At 58.3% G+C, this 17,311-nt stretch carries 13 protein-coding genes; all 13 read left to right on the top strand.

Going from position 1 to position 17,311, the window contains the following annotated elements:
* The first annotated feature begins 128 nt into the window (after positions 1-128).
* Positions 129-1,535, top strand: a complete 1,407-nt coding sequence (locus tag BLT69_RS09635) for a rhamnulokinase (protein WP_058237466.1) — start codon at positions 129-131, stop codon at positions 1,533-1,535.
* Positions 1,510-2,550: a LacI family DNA-binding transcriptional regulator gene (locus tag BLT69_RS09630; RefSeq protein ID WP_257590320.1), complete on the top strand. Its 1,041-nt coding sequence runs from the start codon at positions 1,510-1,512 to the stop codon at positions 2,548-2,550. The genes BLT69_RS09635 and BLT69_RS09630 overlap by 26 nt, the downstream gene beginning before the upstream one ends.
* Positions 2,551-2,563: 13 nt before the next feature.
* The gene (locus BLT69_RS09625) at positions 2,564-2,995 is read left to right on the top strand and encodes an RbsD/FucU domain-containing protein (protein ID WP_092648914.1); all 432 of its coding nucleotides are present in this window, start codon (positions 2,564-2,566) and stop codon (positions 2,993-2,995) included.
* A gap of 275 nt (positions 2,996-3,270) precedes the next feature.
* A complete protein-coding gene (locus tag BLT69_RS09620) occupies positions 3,271-4,023 on the top strand; it encodes a DeoR/GlpR family DNA-binding transcription regulator (protein WP_058237464.1) in 753 nt (250 codons plus the stop codon).
* 11 nt (positions 4,024-4,034) lie between these two features.
* Positions 4,035-5,384, top strand: a complete 1,350-nt coding sequence (locus BLT69_RS09615) for a dihydrolipoamide acetyltransferase family protein (RefSeq protein ID WP_058237463.1) — start codon at positions 4,035-4,037, stop codon at positions 5,382-5,384.
* A 5-nt stretch (positions 5,385-5,389) separates the two neighbouring features.
* Positions 5,390-6,760: a dihydrolipoyl dehydrogenase gene (gene lpdA / locus BLT69_RS09610; RefSeq protein ID WP_058237462.1), complete on the top strand. Its 1,371-nt coding sequence runs from the start codon at positions 5,390-5,392 to the stop codon at positions 6,758-6,760.
* 42 nt (positions 6,761-6,802) lie between these two features.
* A complete protein-coding gene (locus tag BLT69_RS09605; RefSeq protein WP_092648913.1) occupies positions 6,803-9,253 on the top strand; it encodes an alpha-ketoacid dehydrogenase subunit alpha/beta in 2,451 nt (816 codons plus the stop codon).
* 139 nt (positions 9,254-9,392) lie between these two features.
* Positions 9,393-10,706 (top strand): PHP domain-containing protein, encoded by a 1,314-nt coding sequence (locus BLT69_RS09600; protein WP_092648912.1) that lies wholly within the window; start codon positions 9,393-9,395, stop codon positions 10,704-10,706.
* 43 nt (positions 10,707-10,749) lie between these two features.
* Complete coding sequence (locus tag BLT69_RS09595) at positions 10,750-11,790, top strand: SDR family NAD(P)-dependent oxidoreductase (protein ID WP_092648911.1); 1,041 nt, start codon at positions 10,750-10,752, stop codon at positions 11,788-11,790.
* A gap of 31 nt (positions 11,791-11,821) precedes the next feature.
* The gene (locus BLT69_RS09590) at positions 11,822-13,099 is read left to right on the top strand and encodes a zinc-binding dehydrogenase (RefSeq protein ID WP_058237458.1); all 1,278 of its coding nucleotides are present in this window, start codon (positions 11,822-11,824) and stop codon (positions 13,097-13,099) included.
* 123 nt (positions 13,100-13,222) lie between these two features.
* Positions 13,223-14,065 (top strand): prephenate dehydratase, encoded by an 843-nt coding sequence (locus tag BLT69_RS09585; RefSeq protein ID WP_058237457.1) that lies wholly within the window; start codon positions 13,223-13,225, stop codon positions 14,063-14,065.
* A gap of 170 nt (positions 14,066-14,235) precedes the next feature.
* The gene (locus BLT69_RS09580) at positions 14,236-14,595 is read left to right on the top strand and encodes a hypothetical protein (protein ID WP_058237456.1); all 360 of its coding nucleotides are present in this window, start codon (positions 14,236-14,238) and stop codon (positions 14,593-14,595) included.
* A 2-nt stretch (positions 14,596-14,597) separates the two neighbouring features.
* Positions 14,598-17,309, top strand: coding sequence for a hypothetical protein (locus tag BLT69_RS09575; RefSeq protein WP_092648910.1), 2,712 nt, complete (start codon positions 14,598-14,600; stop codon positions 17,307-17,309).
* Positions 17,310-17,311: the final 2 nt, after the last annotated feature.

Below are 17,311 nucleotides of genomic sequence, written 5' to 3'. Positions count from 1 at the left end.
AGGATGCCCGATGGGTGGGGCGTCAAGGCGCCCCACCCATCACTGCACCCACTGGGCGAATGCACTGTCACCCTCGGACAATTACCACTGACATCACACTGAAAATACTGAGAAAAGAAGGACGTTTCATGACCACTGCGCTTGCTGTCGATTTAGGGTCGTCGTCAGGCCGCGTTGTTGCAGGACGCTTGGAAGGCGACCATATTGAGATCCACGAGGTGCATCGGTTCTCACATGAAGCGATCCGACGTGACGGCTCACTGGTGTGGGACCTGGAGCGTTTGTGGGATCAAACCGTTGAAGGTCTGCAGAAAGCCGTCCAGGAATATCCCGACGCACAATCCGTATCTGTGGATACCTGGGGCGTCGACTTCGTCGCGCTGGACAGCGACGATCATCCTGTTGGCCCACCACGCGCCTACCGCGATGAGCGCACGGCACGCACATTGGAACAATTCCGTCAACGCATTGATGATGAAGAATTCTTTCATCTGACGGGAATCGCTCCAGCCACCATCAACACCGCAAACCAGCTCGTTGCACTGACCCGCGAAGAACCGGAACTGGCTGAGCACATCGACACGGTTCTGCTTCTGCCTGATTACTTCGCGTGGAAACTGTCCGGCGTCAAAGGCTGGTCTCGTTCTATCTGCTCCAGCTCAGGACTGTGCGAACCTGGTTCGCCACGCTGGTCAGACACGGTCTTTTCACGCCTTGGTCTTCCCCGTTCATGGGTTGGTGATCTCAACGATGACCTCACCACAGTCGGCCCGTGCACGGTCGAAGGGCTTGAATCGCTCACGGTGGTGCGCGGCGGCGCACACGATACGGCATGTGCAGTCCACGGCCTGCCTGTCGAAGAAGGCGTCAAAGCGTACTTCCTGTCCTGCGGATCATGGTCCGTGCTCGGCGGCATGCTGGACCGCCCGCTGCTCACTGACGCAGCATTCAAACTGGGCCTGACCAATGAATCACGCAGTGACGGAGGAGTTCGTCCGCTGTTCAACATCACCGGCATGTGGATCCTGCAGGAACTCCAGCGTCAGTGGGAGCGCGAAGGGATGCCGACCGACACCGACGAATTGGTGGCCGCTGCGCGCACATGCGCCCCGTCCGCACATCTGTTTGACCCGGATGACTCCCGTTTTGCCGAACCCGGTGAAATGGTTGAAAAGATCGACACCGTGATTCGGGAAGCCGGCGGTGAGCCTCCCTCGACGAAGCCCGAGTACGTACGACTGGTCATTGAATCCTTTGCCCAGCGTTATGCGCGCGGCATTGACGAGCTGGCGCAGATCGCTGGAAGCAGGCCCGACCAACTCAACCTGGTAGGAGGTGGCGCGCGCAACCACCTTCTGTGTGATCTGACCGCGCAGGCCGCTCAGCTGCGTGTCGTGGCCGGCCCGATCGAAGCGTCGATCCTGGGCTCCCTCATCGCGCAACTGGAAATAATGGGGAACATCGCTTCAGGCGACAGGCCCCACATCATTGCAACGACAGCGAAGACCCGTGTCCACGAACCCTCTGCGCGTTAAGAACGGACCACCCGCGAAGAACAAGCGAGTCTCGCTCGCAGACGTGGCGCGCCATGCCGGCGTGTCAGCCAACACGGTCTCGCGCGTGGTACGAGGCGACCCTGAAGTCGCAGATTCCACACGAGCGAATATCACCGCGCTGCTCCACGAGATGGGGTACCGGCCGAACTATGCGGCCAGGGCTCTTGCCGGCAAGCGTACAGGGGTCATCCATGTGCTGATGGCGGCGCCGATGTTCCACGGGCACGGCCAGACGTTGCTGCATGTGCTCAACGCTGCCAGCGATGCCGGTCTGAGCGTGTCGATTTCGAATGTCTACATGTCTGACGGGCACGTCACCAGTAACGCGATCCCATTTCGAGTCGACGGAATCGTCATTCTGGGCGGTCAGGACCCCGTCATCGAAATGGCGATGAAGCTGGCTCGCACAACGCCGACGACGCTGCTGCTGTCATCGGAAACGACTATCGATGGCGTATCGACCGTCTCTGTCGATAACGTGCTGGGCTCACGAGTCGCCACCGACCATCTGCTGCGTGGCGGAGTCACTGACATCGTTCACCTGATGGGGCCGGCAAGCTGGAACGACGCACATCAGCGGCGCAAGGGATTCGAAGAAGCGTGTGCGCAGTCCGACGCCTCTTTAAATGTCGAGATCATCGAATGTGGCTCGTGGAATGCGGTGGACGGATTCGATGCCACCTACAGCATGGGGCGCATCCCTCAGGGAATCGTCGCATCCAACGACCAGATTGCGCTGGGCGCCATGCGCGCCGTTCGCGAGCTCGGCGGAGAGCTCCCCCACGACACCCGCGTGGTCGGTTTTGACGATGAGGCGGGCGCGCAGTGCTTCTCGCCGCCGCTCACAACTATTCGACAGCCCTTTGACCGGGTGGGCCGCACGGCGATTCGTCAGATCGTCGACCTCATTGCCGGACGCCCACCGCAGGACTTCATCATTCCCCCCGAACTGGTCATTCGGACCAGCTCCCAAATTGTCACTCACTACGAATGAAAGGACACCACTGATGCTGTACGGACCTATGACTCACCCCGCGTTCCTACGCGCACTTGCCGCAGCCGGACACGGCTCGAAGATCTTGCTGGCCGATGGTAACTACCCGCACACCACCGGCGTGAACGAGCGCTGCGAACTGATCTCCCTCAACCTTGCGCCCGGCTTGCTGGGCGTCAACGAGATCCTCGAAGTTCTCAAGCGCACGATCCCGATTGAAAAAGCGGAGATCATGGTGCCTGAGGATGATCAGGACACGATTGACATTCCGGCTCACGCCGACTACAAGGCAGCTTTGCTGGATGTGGAATTCGGTGAGATTCCGCGCTTCAAGTTCTACGACGCGGCTCGAAGTGAGGATGTCGGCATTATTGTGGCGACGGGCGATCAGCGCCTGTACGCGAACTTGCTGCTGACAATCGGCGTGCGCCAGCCTGGTGAGTAGCCGCTCCGTTACCCTCCGTTCACCGGATTTTCGTTTGAGTGACGATTGATCTGAGGTGAGTATCTGGGACTTTCGTCGCCCTCGTGAAGATTTTTCTTCAACGAGGGCGACTTAGTTTTCTGCCTTCCGTTGATTTCCAGTTGTTATCTGACGGCTGGAAGGGCGTGATTCAGCGGAAAAGTGGCGGAGAAAAGTTCACATATCGAGTGTTGCATACTTTCGATTGATTTACTAAAATTCATCATAGGCAAATCGAAACGTAAGGATGCGATGAGATGACGAGAGCGCAACACGAGCGTAACAGCTTCATTCTCGACCAGCTGGCGGCTGAGGGTGAAGTCTCTGTGAGCACTCTTGCCGTTGAGCTCGATGTCTCTCCAGTTACCGTCCGATCCACCCTCAAACAGCTCGAAGAAGACGGCTACCTGGTCAGGACGCACGGCGGTGCGCGTCCGACCGCGTTCCGCAATATTCGACTGCGCCAGATGGATCGCGTCGACGCAAAAGAGCGCATCGTGCGTGCAGCGGCAGCGATGGTCAGGGACAACGACCGCATCATGATTGAAGCGGGCACGACCTGTGCGATGATCGTTCGGCACCTGGCCGGAAAACGCGGCGTGCAGATTGTCACCAACTCGGTGCTTGTTTTCGCCAACGCTCGCTCGAATCCACAGCTCAACATCACGCTGACGGGTGGCCAGTTCCGCGCTGAATCAGAATCGCTGACCGGACCGCTGGCGGAACGCTCAATTAACTCGTTCAATGCACGCATCGCGTTCCTGGGGACGGACGGATTCACAGTCGAGCGTGGTCTGACAACTCAGCTGGTTGAAGGCGGAGAAGTCGCCACCTTGATGAGGGCGCGTGCAGAAGAGACGTGGCTGCTGGCAGATTCGTCGAAATACGGAAAGAGCGGATTTGTCAGTTTCATGGGACTTGATGACGTCACGGGGATCATTACCGATGATGACCTCACGGCGGACTCGATGAAGGAATTGGAAGAACACACCCGCGTTCGCGCGGTGTAAGGGAGGAACACATGGCCACCATCGTGGTGATGCCCCAACTGGGTAACTCAGTGGAGTCCTGCTTGATCAACGAGTGGGAGGTCTCCGTTGGCGACACGGTCGCCGTTGACCAGGTGCTGTGCTCAATTGAGACGGACAAAGCAACAATGGACGTGCCCAGTACCGATGCCGGCACAGTCCTCAAACTTCTGTGGGAAGTCGGTGACGAAGTCCCCGTCAAGGATCCCTTGCTGATCCTGGGCGAGCCTGGCGAAGAGATCAGCGAGGAAGTTCTCGCGCAGGCCGGTGTTTCCGGTGACTCCAACGAAGCCGCCAGTGCTCCCGAACAGGAAGCACCCGCTGAAGAAGAAAAGCCTGAGGCGCCCTCGTTCCAGACGGCAGCATCCGGCGGAGCGATTTCGCCTCGCGCCCGCGCACTGGCCGACAGTGAAGGACTGGACCCGTCGGCAGTGTCCGAAGGATCCGGCCCCCACGGACGCGTGCTCGAACGCGATGTAAAGGCCTATCTTGCCGAGAACCCTGCCACCAACGCAGCTCGTGCCCAGGGCGCAACCGGAACTGGAACCGGACTGGGTGGACGCGTCACGACCGCCGACCTGGCTTCCCCTGCAGCCGACGAGGCAGCCGCAGCGCCGCTGATCAGTGCCAACGCCGACTTCCCTGGCCCCTCCGAAGCGGCACCGTTGAAGGGCATCCGCAAGGTTGTCGCCACGCGCATGATGGAGTCCCTGGCCGAAACCGCTCAGCTGTCCTACACGGTCAGCGCGAAGGCCGACAAGCTCATGGCCATGCGCAAGCGTTTCAAGCAGGCCGACGAATCACTGGGCGTCAATGCCATTACGATCGGTGACCTGGTCGGATACGCAGTCGTCAAGACGATCGCGAAGTACCCGACATTCAACGCGCATCTGGCTGACGGCACCTACACGAAGTTCCAGAACATTCACCTCGGGGTGGCCGTCGATACTCCGCGCGGCCTGCTGGTCCCGGTGATCCGCGGAGCCAACGCCATGAACCTGAAGGAATTCTCCGCTGCCTCCAAGCAGGTGGCTGGTGATTCGATTGACGGCACTATCAGCCCCGACCTGCTCAACGGCGGCACCTTCACCGTGACGAATCTGGGATCGTTCGGCGTGGAGACCTTCACACCGATCATCAACCGTCCGCAGGTCGCGATCCTGGGCGTGGCAGCTGTGACGCCGCGGGCCGCCCTCGACAATGACGGAAATGTTGTGGTGGAAAAGAGGATCGGCTTCTCGCTGACCGCTGACCACCAGGTGATTGATGGTGCTGACGCAGCGCGATTCCTGCGCGACCTGGTCAACGCCATCGAAAACATCGACCTGACAGTATTGGGATGAGCGCCATGACAGAGACAAAATTCGACGTCATCGTACTGGGCGGAGGCCCGGGCGGATATCTTGCAGCCGAACGCCTCGGCAACGGCGGCAAGAAAGTCCTGCTGATCGAGGAGAAAGATCTCGGCGGCACATGCCTGACGGTGGGATGTATCCCCACCAAGACCCTGCTGAACTCCGCGAAGCACTACGTGCACGCGAGTGAGGCCGGCGCCTACGGCGTGGGGATCGAGGGTGCCTCCTATGACTGGGAAGCGATGCAAAAGTGGAAGGGCCAGGTCGTCAAAGGTCTGGTCGGAGGCGTGGGAGCCAGCGTCAAGAAAGCCGGCTGCACCGTCGTGTACGGGCGTGGCTACTTCGAAGGCCCCGGCAAGGTACGCGTGGATGACACGCACTACACCGCTGAACACGTCATCATCGCGACCGGTTCAGTTCCTGCGATGCCGCCCATCCCGGGCAGCGCCGACAACGAAAAGGTCGTGGATTCCACCGGACTGTTATCTATCTCCGACGTGCCGAAACGACTGGCCGTCATCGGTGGCGGTGTCATCGGCGTGGAGTTCGCCTCGTTGTTCTCCAGCCTGGGCAGTGAAGTGACCGTCGTCGAAATGATGGACGAGATCCTGCCCTTTATGGATGACGACATGGCAGCTCAGCTGCGCAAGGCGATGCCCGCCATCACCTTCAACCTCGGCTGCAAGGTGGAGGCGGTCGAAGGATCGAACGTCGTCTTCTCCAAGGATGGCCAGAAGCACACGGTGGAGGCCGACCTGGTTCTCATGGCGGTGGGTCGTCGCCCAGCCACGCGCGGCTGGGGAGCTGAAGAATCCGGACTTGACATCGGGCGCCGCGGCATAACGGTTGATGACCGCCTGCGCACGAACCTTCCCAACGTGTGGGCCATCGGTGATGTGACGGGTCGTTCCCTGCTGGCGCACGCTGCATACCGCATGGGCGAGGTCGTGGCGGCGAACATCCTGGATGACCAGGCCTACAAGCGTGGACAGGTGATGCGCTGGAACACGATCCCATGGGCTGTGTATTGCCTGCCGGAAGCAGCCGGTGTGGGACTGACCGAATCGAAGGCCAAGGCTGAGGGACGCGCCATTAAGGTCGGGTCCGTGCCTGGCCAGATGTCCGGCCGGTTCATCGCTGAGAACGGCTTCAAAGCACCCGGCAGCGCCAAAGTGATTGTGGATGCTGAGACGAACCACGTCCTCGGCATTCACGTGTTGGGCACATACGCATCCGAGATGATCTGGGGCGCATGCGCCGTCCTCGAAACCGAACTGACACTGGACGACCTGCGTCAGCTTGTCGTCCCGCACCCGACAGTATCTGAACTCATCCGCGAAGCTGCCTGGGCTGTCAAAGCCTGAGCGCACCGACGTAACTGATTAGAAGTAGGCGAAAGAAAGAACATGACGAAGTCACTGACAGTTGACCCGGCGAAGGTCCGCGCGTCCGGAAAGATCACCATTCCAGATATTCCGATCAACCAATACACGTTCGACCTTGACACCGAGGTCGGCCGATACGGCAAAGATGGCATGGTGCAGATGCTCCACGACATGATCGCGGTGCGCACATTTGAATCCATGCTTGATTCCATCAAGAAGACCGGCGGATGGCAGGGCGTGGAATACAACCACCGTGGCCCCGCCCACCTGGGAATCGGTCAGGAAGCCGCATACGTCGGCCAGTCCTTTGTGCTGACCCCCGACGATTTCATCTTCGGCTCTCACCGCTCACACGGTGAGATCCTGTCCAAGTCCTTCTCAGCTGCACGCCAGTACGAGGACGCTGATCTGGAAGCAGTTATGAAGGGCTTCCTCGACGGTGAAACGCTGGGACTGGCCGAAGAAATCGGGTACGAGAACCTGCGTGAGCTGTCCGAAAACTTCATCCTGTTCGGCACGCTGGCGGAGATCTTCGCCCGTAAGGCAGGCTTCAACCGCGGCATGGGCGGCTCGATGCATGCCTTCTTCCAGCCTTTCGGTTCCATGCCGAACAACGCCATTGTTGGCGGCTCGGCACCCATTGCCACGGGCGCAGCGCTCTACAAGCGCATTAACCGCAAGCCCGGCATCGTGGTGGCCAACGTCGGTGACGCAGCCCTGGGCTGTGGCCCGGTATGGGAAGCCATCCAGCTGGCATCGATGGATCAGTACCGCACGCTGTGGCGCGAAGAAGACGGCGGCAACCCGCCGATCATGTACAACTTCTTCAACAACTTCTACGGAATGGGCGGCCAGACCTCCGGCGAAACAATGGGATACGACGTTTTGGCCCGCGTTGGCGCAGGTGTCAACCCCGAAGCCATGCACGCCGAACGCGTCGACGGCATTAACCCGCTGGCCGTTGCAGATGCCGTCACGCGCAAGAAGAAGATCCTGGAAGAAGGTCGCGGACCTGTCCTCATGGACACTCTGACCTACCGCTTCTCAGGCCACTCCCCGTCCGACGCCTCCAGCTATCGCGACAAGGCTGAAGTGGATCTGTGGGAGGAAGTCGACTGCATCAAGACATACTCTGAGCTGCTCATCTCCAACGGCCTGGTCTCCCAGGGCGACATCGATGACTTCTCCGCGAAGTTCACCGAGAAGCTCACCAAGGTGCTGGTGCTGGCATCCGACGATGAGAAGTGTCCGCGTGTGGGACCCGAGTACGTCGAAAACGCCATGTTCTCCAACACGCCCACCGGGGCAATGGAGGAGGGCGAATCTGAAATCACCCTCGAGGACAACCCGCGTATCAAGGCTTTGTCCAAGAAGATCCGCTCTTCGCGCGACGAGAACGGCAAGCCCGTCTCGAAGATGAAGATGTTCCAGTTCCGTGACGCCCTGTTCGAAGCCATGATTCATCGCTTCTCCGTCGACCCGACGATGGCGGCATGGGGCGAAGAGAACCGCGACTGGGGTGGTGCATTCGCCGTCTACCGTGGCCTGACCGAAGCCCTGCCGTACCGTCGCCTGTTCAACTCGCCGATTTCCGAAGCGGCGATTGTCGGTGCCGGTGTTGGGTACGCGATCTGTGGTGGCCGCGCTGTTGCAGAACTCATGTACTGCGACTTCCTGGGCCGCTCCGGTGACGAAGTGTTCAACCAGATGGCCAAATGGCAGGCAATGGCCGCGGGCCTGATCAAGATGCCACTGGTGCTGCGCGTGTCTGTCGGCAACAAGTACGGTGCGCAGCACTCACAGGACTGGACAGCTCTGACCGCTCACATTCCTGGCCTGAAGGTATACTTCCCGGCCACGCCAACCGACGCAAAGGGCATGTTGAATCTGGCGCTGCACGGCACGGATCCCGTGGTCTTCTTCGAATCCCAGCAGCTGTACGACAAGGGCGAAGACTTCGAAGAGGGGGGCGTGCCCGAGGGCTACTACGAAACACCTGAAGGTGAGCCCGCCATCCGTCGCGAAGGCAAGGACATCACCATTGCAACCCTGGGCGCGACGCTCTACCGTGCGCTTGAAGCAGCCGACATTCTGGAAGAAAAGTACGGCATGTCCGCTGAGGTCATCGACCTGCGCTTCGTCTGCCCGCTGAACTACGACAAGCTGATCGAATCAGTGAAGAAGACAGGCCGCCTGCTGCTGAGCTCGGACGCGTGTGAACGCGGCTCGGTGCTGCAGGACGTCGCACAGAACGTGCAGTCACTGGCCTTCGACGCACTTGACGCACCGGTGACCATCGTGGGATCGCGCAACACCGTGATCCCGGCTGCTGAGCTGGAAAAGACCTTCTTCCCGCAGCCTGAATGGATGATCGATGCCATTCACGAGCGCATTGTTCCACTGCCGGGACACACCCCCACCACCAACCAGACTGAGGGTGAACTGGCACGTCGTAACCGCCTCGGAATCTGAGACATGCGGTGAGGCGGCAAAAAGGCTGCTGCCGCCTCACCGCCGTATCCCACCCGCAGCCACAACATATCCAACGGCCACGGTGCTCACTGAGCGATGCCGTGAGCACCTGGCCGACAACGAACCCAGCAGAGGAAATATGAGCGTTCCAGTTACTAACGATGTCAGCCTCACTCAGAGTGAACGCCTCGATGCTTTGCGTGAGGGCGCCGCACACTTCACGTTCCCTGCGTGGGCGCCAGAATCCAACAACCACATCCACACGTGCTACTCCTTCAGCCCGTACACACCGACCCATGCTGCACTGCGAGCCAGGCAGGCAGGGCTGCGGGTTGTTGGGTCCGTTGACCACGACTCGATCGCTGCCGCCCCGGAAATGAGCGAGGCTTGCCGTATCCTGTCGATGGGTTCGGTGACCGGCTTTGAAATCCGCGCGTTCTTCGACGATACGCCCGACGGCCCGTTTGCATCGCGCAAACTCAACAACCCCGATTCAGCGGGTATGGCCTACCTGACCGTCCAGGGAGTTCCGGCGCCGTCCCGTGAAAAGGCCGATCAGTGGCTTGCACCCAAGCGAGTGGCACGCCTGCAGCGCACCCTCGAAATGGCCGAACGTGCCAACAAGATTTTGGCCGGCCTGAATCTGACTCCCTTCGATCCACAGCGCGACATGGTGGGTCACTCCCAATATGCCAACGGCGGCGGAATCACGGAACGCCACTTGCTTGCAGCGATGGCGCGCGCACTGATCAACGGTTTCGGCAAGGGACAGGCTCTGCTTGACGGCTTGGCGACCATGAATGTGGAGGTGCCGGCCCCCCTCGTCGATCGACTGGGAGACGAGGCCAATCCGTACCTGATGTACGACCTGCTCGGCCTGCTCAAATCTGAATACCTGCAGCAGATCTACATTCAGCCTTCTCACGAGGAATGCCCGACCGCCCGCGAGGTCGTCGCCTTTGCTGATTCGATCGGCGCGATCGCGACCTACGCTTACCTGGGAGACGTGTCAGCCTCACCGACAGGAGACAAGAAGGCGGAGAAGTTTGAAGACTCCTTCCTTGATGAGCTGTTCAAAGCTTTGGAGGAACGCGGGTTCAGGGCAGTGACCTACATGCCGCCACGCAATACCGATGAGCAGCTTGCCCGGATTCATGAACTGGCCACGCAGCACGGCATGCTGGAAATCTCCGGTGTGGACATCAACCAGCCGCGCCAATCCTTCAACTGCCCTGAGCTGCGCAGAGAGGAATTTGCCGGACTCAACCAGGCGACCTGGGCACTCGTGGCGCACGAAGCACTCACCAGTGTGGACCCGCAGCTGCACCTGCTGGGATCAGGTCGACTGAGCCCGCAGGACCTGGCGGCCCGCATCGAACAATACGCGCCGCTTGGCCGCGAATACGCCGACGGGACGCCCGCCGAGGACATAGCTTCACGCCTGACGGCGTGATCACAGGCTTACCCAAGACCCAAGTGATGTGGAGGAATGAAAGATGAGCGTTGCACCTATCGTGCGCGGAGTGTTTCTGCGCGCACTAGGTCGACCGGTTCTGGTCAGCCGCAGCGGCAAGGAAGCAACGATCACGCTGCCTGCAGACGAAGACAGCCTGATCCAGATGAATGACTCGGAGGTGAACGAGCTTCTGGGCGGCGTGAACCTACCGGTCACCGTCAGATGCGGAGAGGACATCTTCGAGGTCACCGAAACAGGTAAACGCGGTGAACGCGAGATCTCCGGCAGGATTGCCGTCGTAACGGGCGGCGCGCAGGGCTTCGGTGCTGAAATCGCACGCGGTCTGATCGACCAGGGCTGCTTCGTTTTCATTGCTGACCTCAACGAAGAAGGCGCCCGCGCCAAGGCCGAAGAACTCGGCGAACACGCATGGCCGATCACGGTAGACGTGTCCAACGAGGAATCAGTGGCAGCGATGGCTGAGGAAATTGAGCGCGTGGCCGGCGGGCTTGACCTGGTGGTCTCCAACGCCGGAATCGTGCGCGCAGGAAGCGTCCTGACGCAGGACCCGTCCGCATTCCGCCTGTCCACGAACATCAACTACATTGCGTTCTTCCTGGTCACTCAGGCGTGCGGCAATCTTCTGGCCCGCCAGCACAAGGCTGCACCCCAGTGGCTGACTGACATCATCCAGGTCAACTCCAAGTCCGGCCTGGAAGGATCCAACAAGAACGCCGCCTATGCCGGGTCGAAGTTCGGTGGCCTCGGACTGGTGCAGTCCTTCGCCCTCGAACTGGTCGCCCACGGCATCAAAGTCAACGCTGTGTGCCCGGGCAACTTCCTCGACGGACCACTGTGGTCAGACCCTGATCGCGGACTGTTCGTCCAGTACCTCAACTCAGGGAAGGTGCCAGGCGCGAAGACCGTTGCCGATGTGAAGGAATACTACGAAGCGAAGGTGCCGATGCACCGCGGCGCACAGGGCATCGACGTTTTGCGCGCCATCTACTACATCGTTGAGCAAGCCTATGAAACTGGCCAGGCGGTGCCCGTCACCGGCGGTCAGGTCATGATGAATTAACAGGGCCACAGGCCGAAAGGAACACATTTCAATGTCCACTCAGACAACAACTGCAGTGCGTATCCACGGAGTGGAGGACCTCCGCCTGGAAACGTTCGACCTGCCTGAAATCGGTGAGGACGAAATCCTCGCTGAAGTCACGTCAGACTCGATCTGCATGTCCACCAACAAGCTCGCACACCAGGGCGAGGCGCACAAACGCGTGCGCGGATCGCTGGCGGAAACCCCGACAATGGTCGGGCACGAATTTTGCGGAACGATCAAGAAGGTCGGCTCCAAGTGGGCTGACCAGTTCACACCCGGCATGAAGTTCGCCATCCAGCCCGCCCTGAACTACAAGGGAACACTGTGGGCACCGGGATACTCCTACCAGTACATCGGCGGCGACGCGACCTACGTCGTGATCCCCAGTGAGGTCATGGAGTCCAACTGCCTGTTCGAATACAAGGAAGACAGCTTCTTCACCGGCTCCCTGACCGAGCCGTACTCGTGCGTCATCGGCGCATTCAAGGCGCAGTACCACATGAAGCCGAACGACTACACGCACTACATGGGTATTCGCGAGGGCGGCACACTGGCCATGCTCGCATCCGTCGGCCCGATGGGACTGGCCGGCCTGGACGTGGCACTGCATCAGGAGCGCAAGCCGCGCCGTATCGTCGTCACCGACATTGCACAGGATCGCCTCGATCGTGCAGCCGCGCTGCTGACCGTTGAAGATGCGAAGAAGAACGGCATCGAGCTTCACTACGTCAACACCGGCGACATGGAGGATCCGGTCGCGGAGCTGACAAAGATCAACGAGGGCGAACTGTTTGATGACGTCTTCGTGTTCGCTCCGGTGCGTCCGGTCGTGGAGCTCGGCTCGAAGCTGCTGGCTCGCGAAGGCTGCATGAACTTCTTCGCCGGCCCGCCGCGTAACGATTTTGAGGCGACGATCAACTTCTACGATATCCACTACTCAGGTCACCACTACGTGGCCACAACCGGTGGCACGTACGAGGACGTCGCTGATGCGATCGATATGTTTGAATCAGGCAAGCTGAACCCGGCTGTCCTGGTCACCCACATCGGTGGTCTGAACGTGGTCGAGGAAACGACGCTGAATCTGCCGAACATTCCCGGTGGCAAGAAGCTGATCTACACCCACAAGAGGCTGGATCTGGTCGCAATTGACGACTTCGCTGAGCGCGGTAAGACGGATCCGTTCTATGCGGAGCTGGATCGCCTGTGCAAGGCGAACAACGGTCTGTGGAACAAGCAGGCTGAAGAATACCTCCTGGAGCACGCGCCGTCGATTGACGAGTAGCATCGTCGCGCGTCATGGGTCGCCCTCGTTCATTGTGATGGACGAGGGCGACCCATAATCGCTTCTGTAGATCCTGCTCACACGATGTGAGAAGAACGCTGTCGCCCTGATAGCCTAATTTTCATGACACGCGGGATGACAGTTGCGATACAGGGAGAGGCCGGATCGAATTCCGAAGTGGGTGCTCTCCAACTCTTTCCGGACGCAACGATTGCGCCCTGCGAGACGTTTACCGCCGCTTTCGATGCGGTGCACGACCAGGCAGCTGATGTAGCAGTAATACCGGTGGAAAACTCCTCGGCCGGTCGCGTCGCAGACCCGCACCAGCTGCTGCCCAACTCTGGCCTGTACATCACCCGTGAACTGTTTCTGCCGATCCACTTCGATCTGGTGGCACCCCAGGGTGCGACACTGGAGTCGATCCGCTCCGTGCGCTCCCACGTCCACGCATTCGGCCAGTGTACGAAACTGTTTGCCAACTGGAAGTGGACGCGCCACATCAGTGCCGATACGGCAGGGGCTGCGCGTGAAGTTGCGATGATGGGGAACCGATCCGTAGCGGCATTGGCTCCCTCCGGAATTGCAGACAAATTCGATCTGGCGGTGCTGCAAAGCCATGTCGAAGACAACGACAACAACGCGACGCGATTCCTTGTCCTGTCGCCCAAGCCAGAGGTGAGCCAGACACGGCCAGCCATCACAACGGTTCTGTTTCGCACCAAGAACGTGCCTGCCGCGCTGTACAAATGCCTGGGCGGATTCGCGACGAACTCGGTGAACATGACAAAGCTGGAAAGCTACCAGCTGGGGGGCTCTTTCTGCGCCACGCAGTTTTATGTCGACCTTGATGGGCACATGGAGGATCCAAACGTCAAGCGTGCCCTCGATGAACTGCACTTCTACGTCGCGGACATGAAAGTCATGGGCTGCTACCCGGCGGACCCCTACCGCGAGGAACTGGCGTAGTTCCCTATCGTTGCGGCTGTCTCGGGCCTTCATCTGCGCCTTGTAACCTTTCCTTTTCATGATCGGCGAGGAACATGAAAAGAAAATAGTCAGAACTATTGACTGACAGTCAATTCTCCATTTAATGTAGTAACGCCTGAGTTCCTCCGAGACGAGAGATTGACAGTTCGATGGCTGACTTGGAATTCGACCGCGCTGCCGTTGGTGTGAGCGCGAAGAAAGATTGGACCGATTCTGAAGAATTCGGGAGAATCGGTGCTGTTGCCAGACAGATTTCCATAGTGGGAATTGCGAAGAATCTGCCAGAAGGCCCAAACGAAGGTGTTCAATCCCTGCGCGATGCAGTGAGGAACTATCGCGATGGCATGAAGGACGTGATCTTTGAATTTTCGGATGCCTGCGCTGTTCTGGGATCAGGTCAGGAAAAAGCAATTGCCAACTATGACAAAACTGAAGCGGCGAATGGAAATCTCTTCATACGAGATGTCCGCGAAGGTATCGCAGTGCTGAGTGAAAGGTTGGGGGGCTGACTATGGCTGGTGCTGACGAACTGCCCACCCCGCCTGATATCCAGGCAGGCGCGAACGCGTATGCCGACGATTTCGAGATGGTGAGTAAACGTATCGCGAACACCCAAATCGCATCTGGAGCAGACCAGGTGCCGGGCTGGGAAGGCCAGGCTGCTCAAAAGTACTGTTCGGAAGCTCAATCACTGTCGACACACGTCTCCACATTGGCTAAATCATTTTCAAAGCCTGTGAATTCACTACGGGACTGGGCTCACACTGTAGGCGAAGCCATCCGCAAGGTTGAGCGGTGGCAGCAGGAATGGGATGACGCTGAAGCAGAAGCTACGCAGAGAATCAACGCGCTCAATGCCGACAGAGACGCCCGACAAAACACAAACAATCCGATGGATCGTCTTGAGTACGGCCGGAGCCATGGAGAGATCATTGAGTCAAAAGATATTCAGCAGACTCGTCTGAGAGAATCTTATAAAAATGAGATGGAAAGACTGAATAGTGAGGCGTCAGCTACTGCGTCCGCTTTAACCGGATCAATCAATTTAATCGTATCGGCTGCTGATCGCAAGGGTGGGCGAGACTCGATAGGAAAGAGCCTATTCGACGACATGCCGCTGGTAGATGGCCAGGCCGAATGGGAATACTGTCAGGGCATAGCGGACGACGCTGCTGATCTTCTTGATATGTCTTCCCCGGATCTCATTGAAAACATCAAGGAATTCAATAAGAAATACGCCGACGATCTGGATAACCCGTTCTTTGCCAATGCGCTGGCCGAACGGGTACCTCCTGAGGATATGGCCCGGTTTGTGGCGAGGATGGGGGATTTCAAGGGACAGATTGTTGATCCAGGGACCCATGAAATTGACACCGATTTCGATAAAGCAATCGAAAATGTGACGCGTTCGCTGGGAACAGCCATGGCTCTGTCAACTGGGGGAATGAATGGTGATCCTGCATACCAGAGCGCCCAGAACAGTTTCAATGTGGTGCAAGACGGCCTGATGGCATCTGGCGGACAGCATTATTCCGCTGTTCAGGAGCATAATCTGGATGGCTTGAAGGAGTTTGGCCGCACGCTTGTCGACTCTTTCGGAGAACCTGTAGACCCCAATTTCGCGGGGATGACTGGAACTCATTATGGCTATGAATATGTTGGGCATATGCTCGGCGTAGCGTCAGAAAATGAAAACATTTCACTTGGCGGAGGATTCGTTGAAGATTACAACGGGAAAGACTCGATAGCTCGCGACATTATCAACTGGGATAATGAGCATCCTGAGTTGCGACAAAACGCCTTCCCGTACTCTTCATGGAATGGCTCGCACATGCCTGGAGGCAGCTATGGTGCCTACGGCTGGACACTTGATCCTGTCACCTCCATGATGAAATTGATGGATATGCCCGACTCTTTTGCCGATGGGACACCGGATTCCCTGTCTGCCGCAGAAACTGACCGCGCAGATGGTGTGCGTAACCTGCTTGCCAGTAACACTGATTTTGATGTTGACGGCAGGACGATGTCGATGACGGAGTACCTGACAGGGCACCGCGCTATTACTGATATCTTCGGCGGATGGACTGATCAGGGAGATGCATTTGGTGAGGTCATTGCGCAAAATACGATGCTTGTTGACAAGCCTGACGCCTCTCCCGACGATCCAGCGTATGCAGAATGGGCGGATCGTGAGAAGAAGTCTGCGCAAATCACCATGGACTTTGTTCAGGGGTATCAAGATGGCCTGGAGGACTTTGGAGAATCACAAGGCGAAAATCGCTTCGGCATGATGAACAGCCAACTGAGAAGCTGGGCTGGCGTCGCGCTTGCGCCTCGAGTCGATAATCTTCTGTTCGAAATCGGTTCTGGGTCGAGTGCTGAAAATACCGTTGCGGAAATGGGCCTGAATGATGATCGGGCATCGTTTGCGTTCTCTAAGGATCTCAGGAATTCGCTTCTGGGTGAGAAGAGCTTGCTGACTGATTTGGCATTTGATCATCCGGTGAAAATGGATGACGGTTCGTACATCGGTGGACGCGGCCCCGCAATCGATAATCTGCGACTTTCGGCAATTGAGAAATTCCAGGAAGATGTCGATGGTTCGTCGCCGACAACAGCAGGCGTACAAAACATTGTTCAAAAGTGGGCGCCCGGTTTCAATCAATTGTTCGGTGCGCACGGAGCCGCAGACGGGGCTCATGCCGAATGGCTTGACGAAACCAACAAACGCTGGCGAGAGCTCGCTGAGGGCGGTCTTGGTGCAGCAGGACTGCCAGGCAAGATTCCCGGCGCCGGTAAAGTCACGCAGTTTATCGCGGGTCAGGCACTCGGTGCCGGAACTGACATGGCTCTTGACCAATTTCTGCCGACCAATCACGCTGAACTGGCGCAGGCTTCACGCATTAATGATCAGGAAGTTGCGCGTACTTTGATGGCTCAGTCGTTGTACTCACGTTATGCCGATTCGGAAGTCATGGGCTCGCCAGTTATGGGCAAACAGCCTGATGGGAGCTTTTTGAGCACTCGCTCTGGCGCCGGTTTGGACGACTATTACAATTCTGATGGGACATTGAAAGACTACGAGGATCTTTCACCGGAACAACGCTCGGCTTTCCAGAATTTCATCAACAATAATGAGAATACTGCGAATATTGAGCACGAAGTCGATTCGGTGTTCAATGACACTCAGCAAAATGAAAAGAACGTGCAAGGCGGAAAATAAAG

Origin of the sequence: Schaalia radingae, from assembly GCF_900106055.1 — a bacterium.
GTDB classification, from domain to species: domain Bacteria; phylum Actinomycetota; class Actinomycetes; order Actinomycetales; family Actinomycetaceae; genus Pauljensenia; species Pauljensenia radingae_A.
This window is presented reverse-complemented; position numbering and strand designations above follow the sequence as displayed.

Coding starts and splice junctions, on each gene's coding strand:
- BLT69_RS09635 (WP_058237466.1), top strand. CDS start 129: ATGACCACTGCGCTTGCTGTCGATTTAGGGTCGTCGTCAGGCCGCGTT.
- BLT69_RS09625 (WP_092648914.1), top strand. CDS start 2,564: ATGCTGTACGGACCTATGACTCACCCCGCGTTCCTACGCGCACTTGCC.
- BLT69_RS09620 (WP_058237464.1), top strand. CDS start 3,271: ATGACGAGAGCGCAACACGAGCGTAACAGCTTCATTCTCGACCAGCTG.
- BLT69_RS09615 (WP_058237463.1), top strand. CDS start 4,035: ATGGCCACCATCGTGGTGATGCCCCAACTGGGTAACTCAGTGGAGTCC.
- lpdA (WP_058237462.1), top strand. CDS start 5,390: ATGACAGAGACAAAATTCGACGTCATCGTACTGGGCGGAGGCCCGGGC.
- BLT69_RS09605 (WP_092648913.1), top strand. CDS start 6,803: ATGACGAAGTCACTGACAGTTGACCCGGCGAAGGTCCGCGCGTCCGGA.
- BLT69_RS09600 (WP_092648912.1), top strand. CDS start 9,393: ATGAGCGTTCCAGTTACTAACGATGTCAGCCTCACTCAGAGTGAACGC.
- BLT69_RS09595 (WP_092648911.1), top strand. CDS start 10,750: ATGAGCGTTGCACCTATCGTGCGCGGAGTGTTTCTGCGCGCACTAGGT.
- BLT69_RS09590 (WP_058237458.1), top strand. CDS start 11,822: ATGTCCACTCAGACAACAACTGCAGTGCGTATCCACGGAGTGGAGGAC.
- BLT69_RS09585 (WP_058237457.1), top strand. CDS start 13,223: ATGACACGCGGGATGACAGTTGCGATACAGGGAGAGGCCGGATCGAAT.
- BLT69_RS09580 (WP_058237456.1), top strand. CDS start 14,236: ATGGCTGACTTGGAATTCGACCGCGCTGCCGTTGGTGTGAGCGCGAAG.
- BLT69_RS09575 (WP_092648910.1), top strand. CDS start 14,598: ATGGCTGGTGCTGACGAACTGCCCACCCCGCCTGATATCCAGGCAGGC.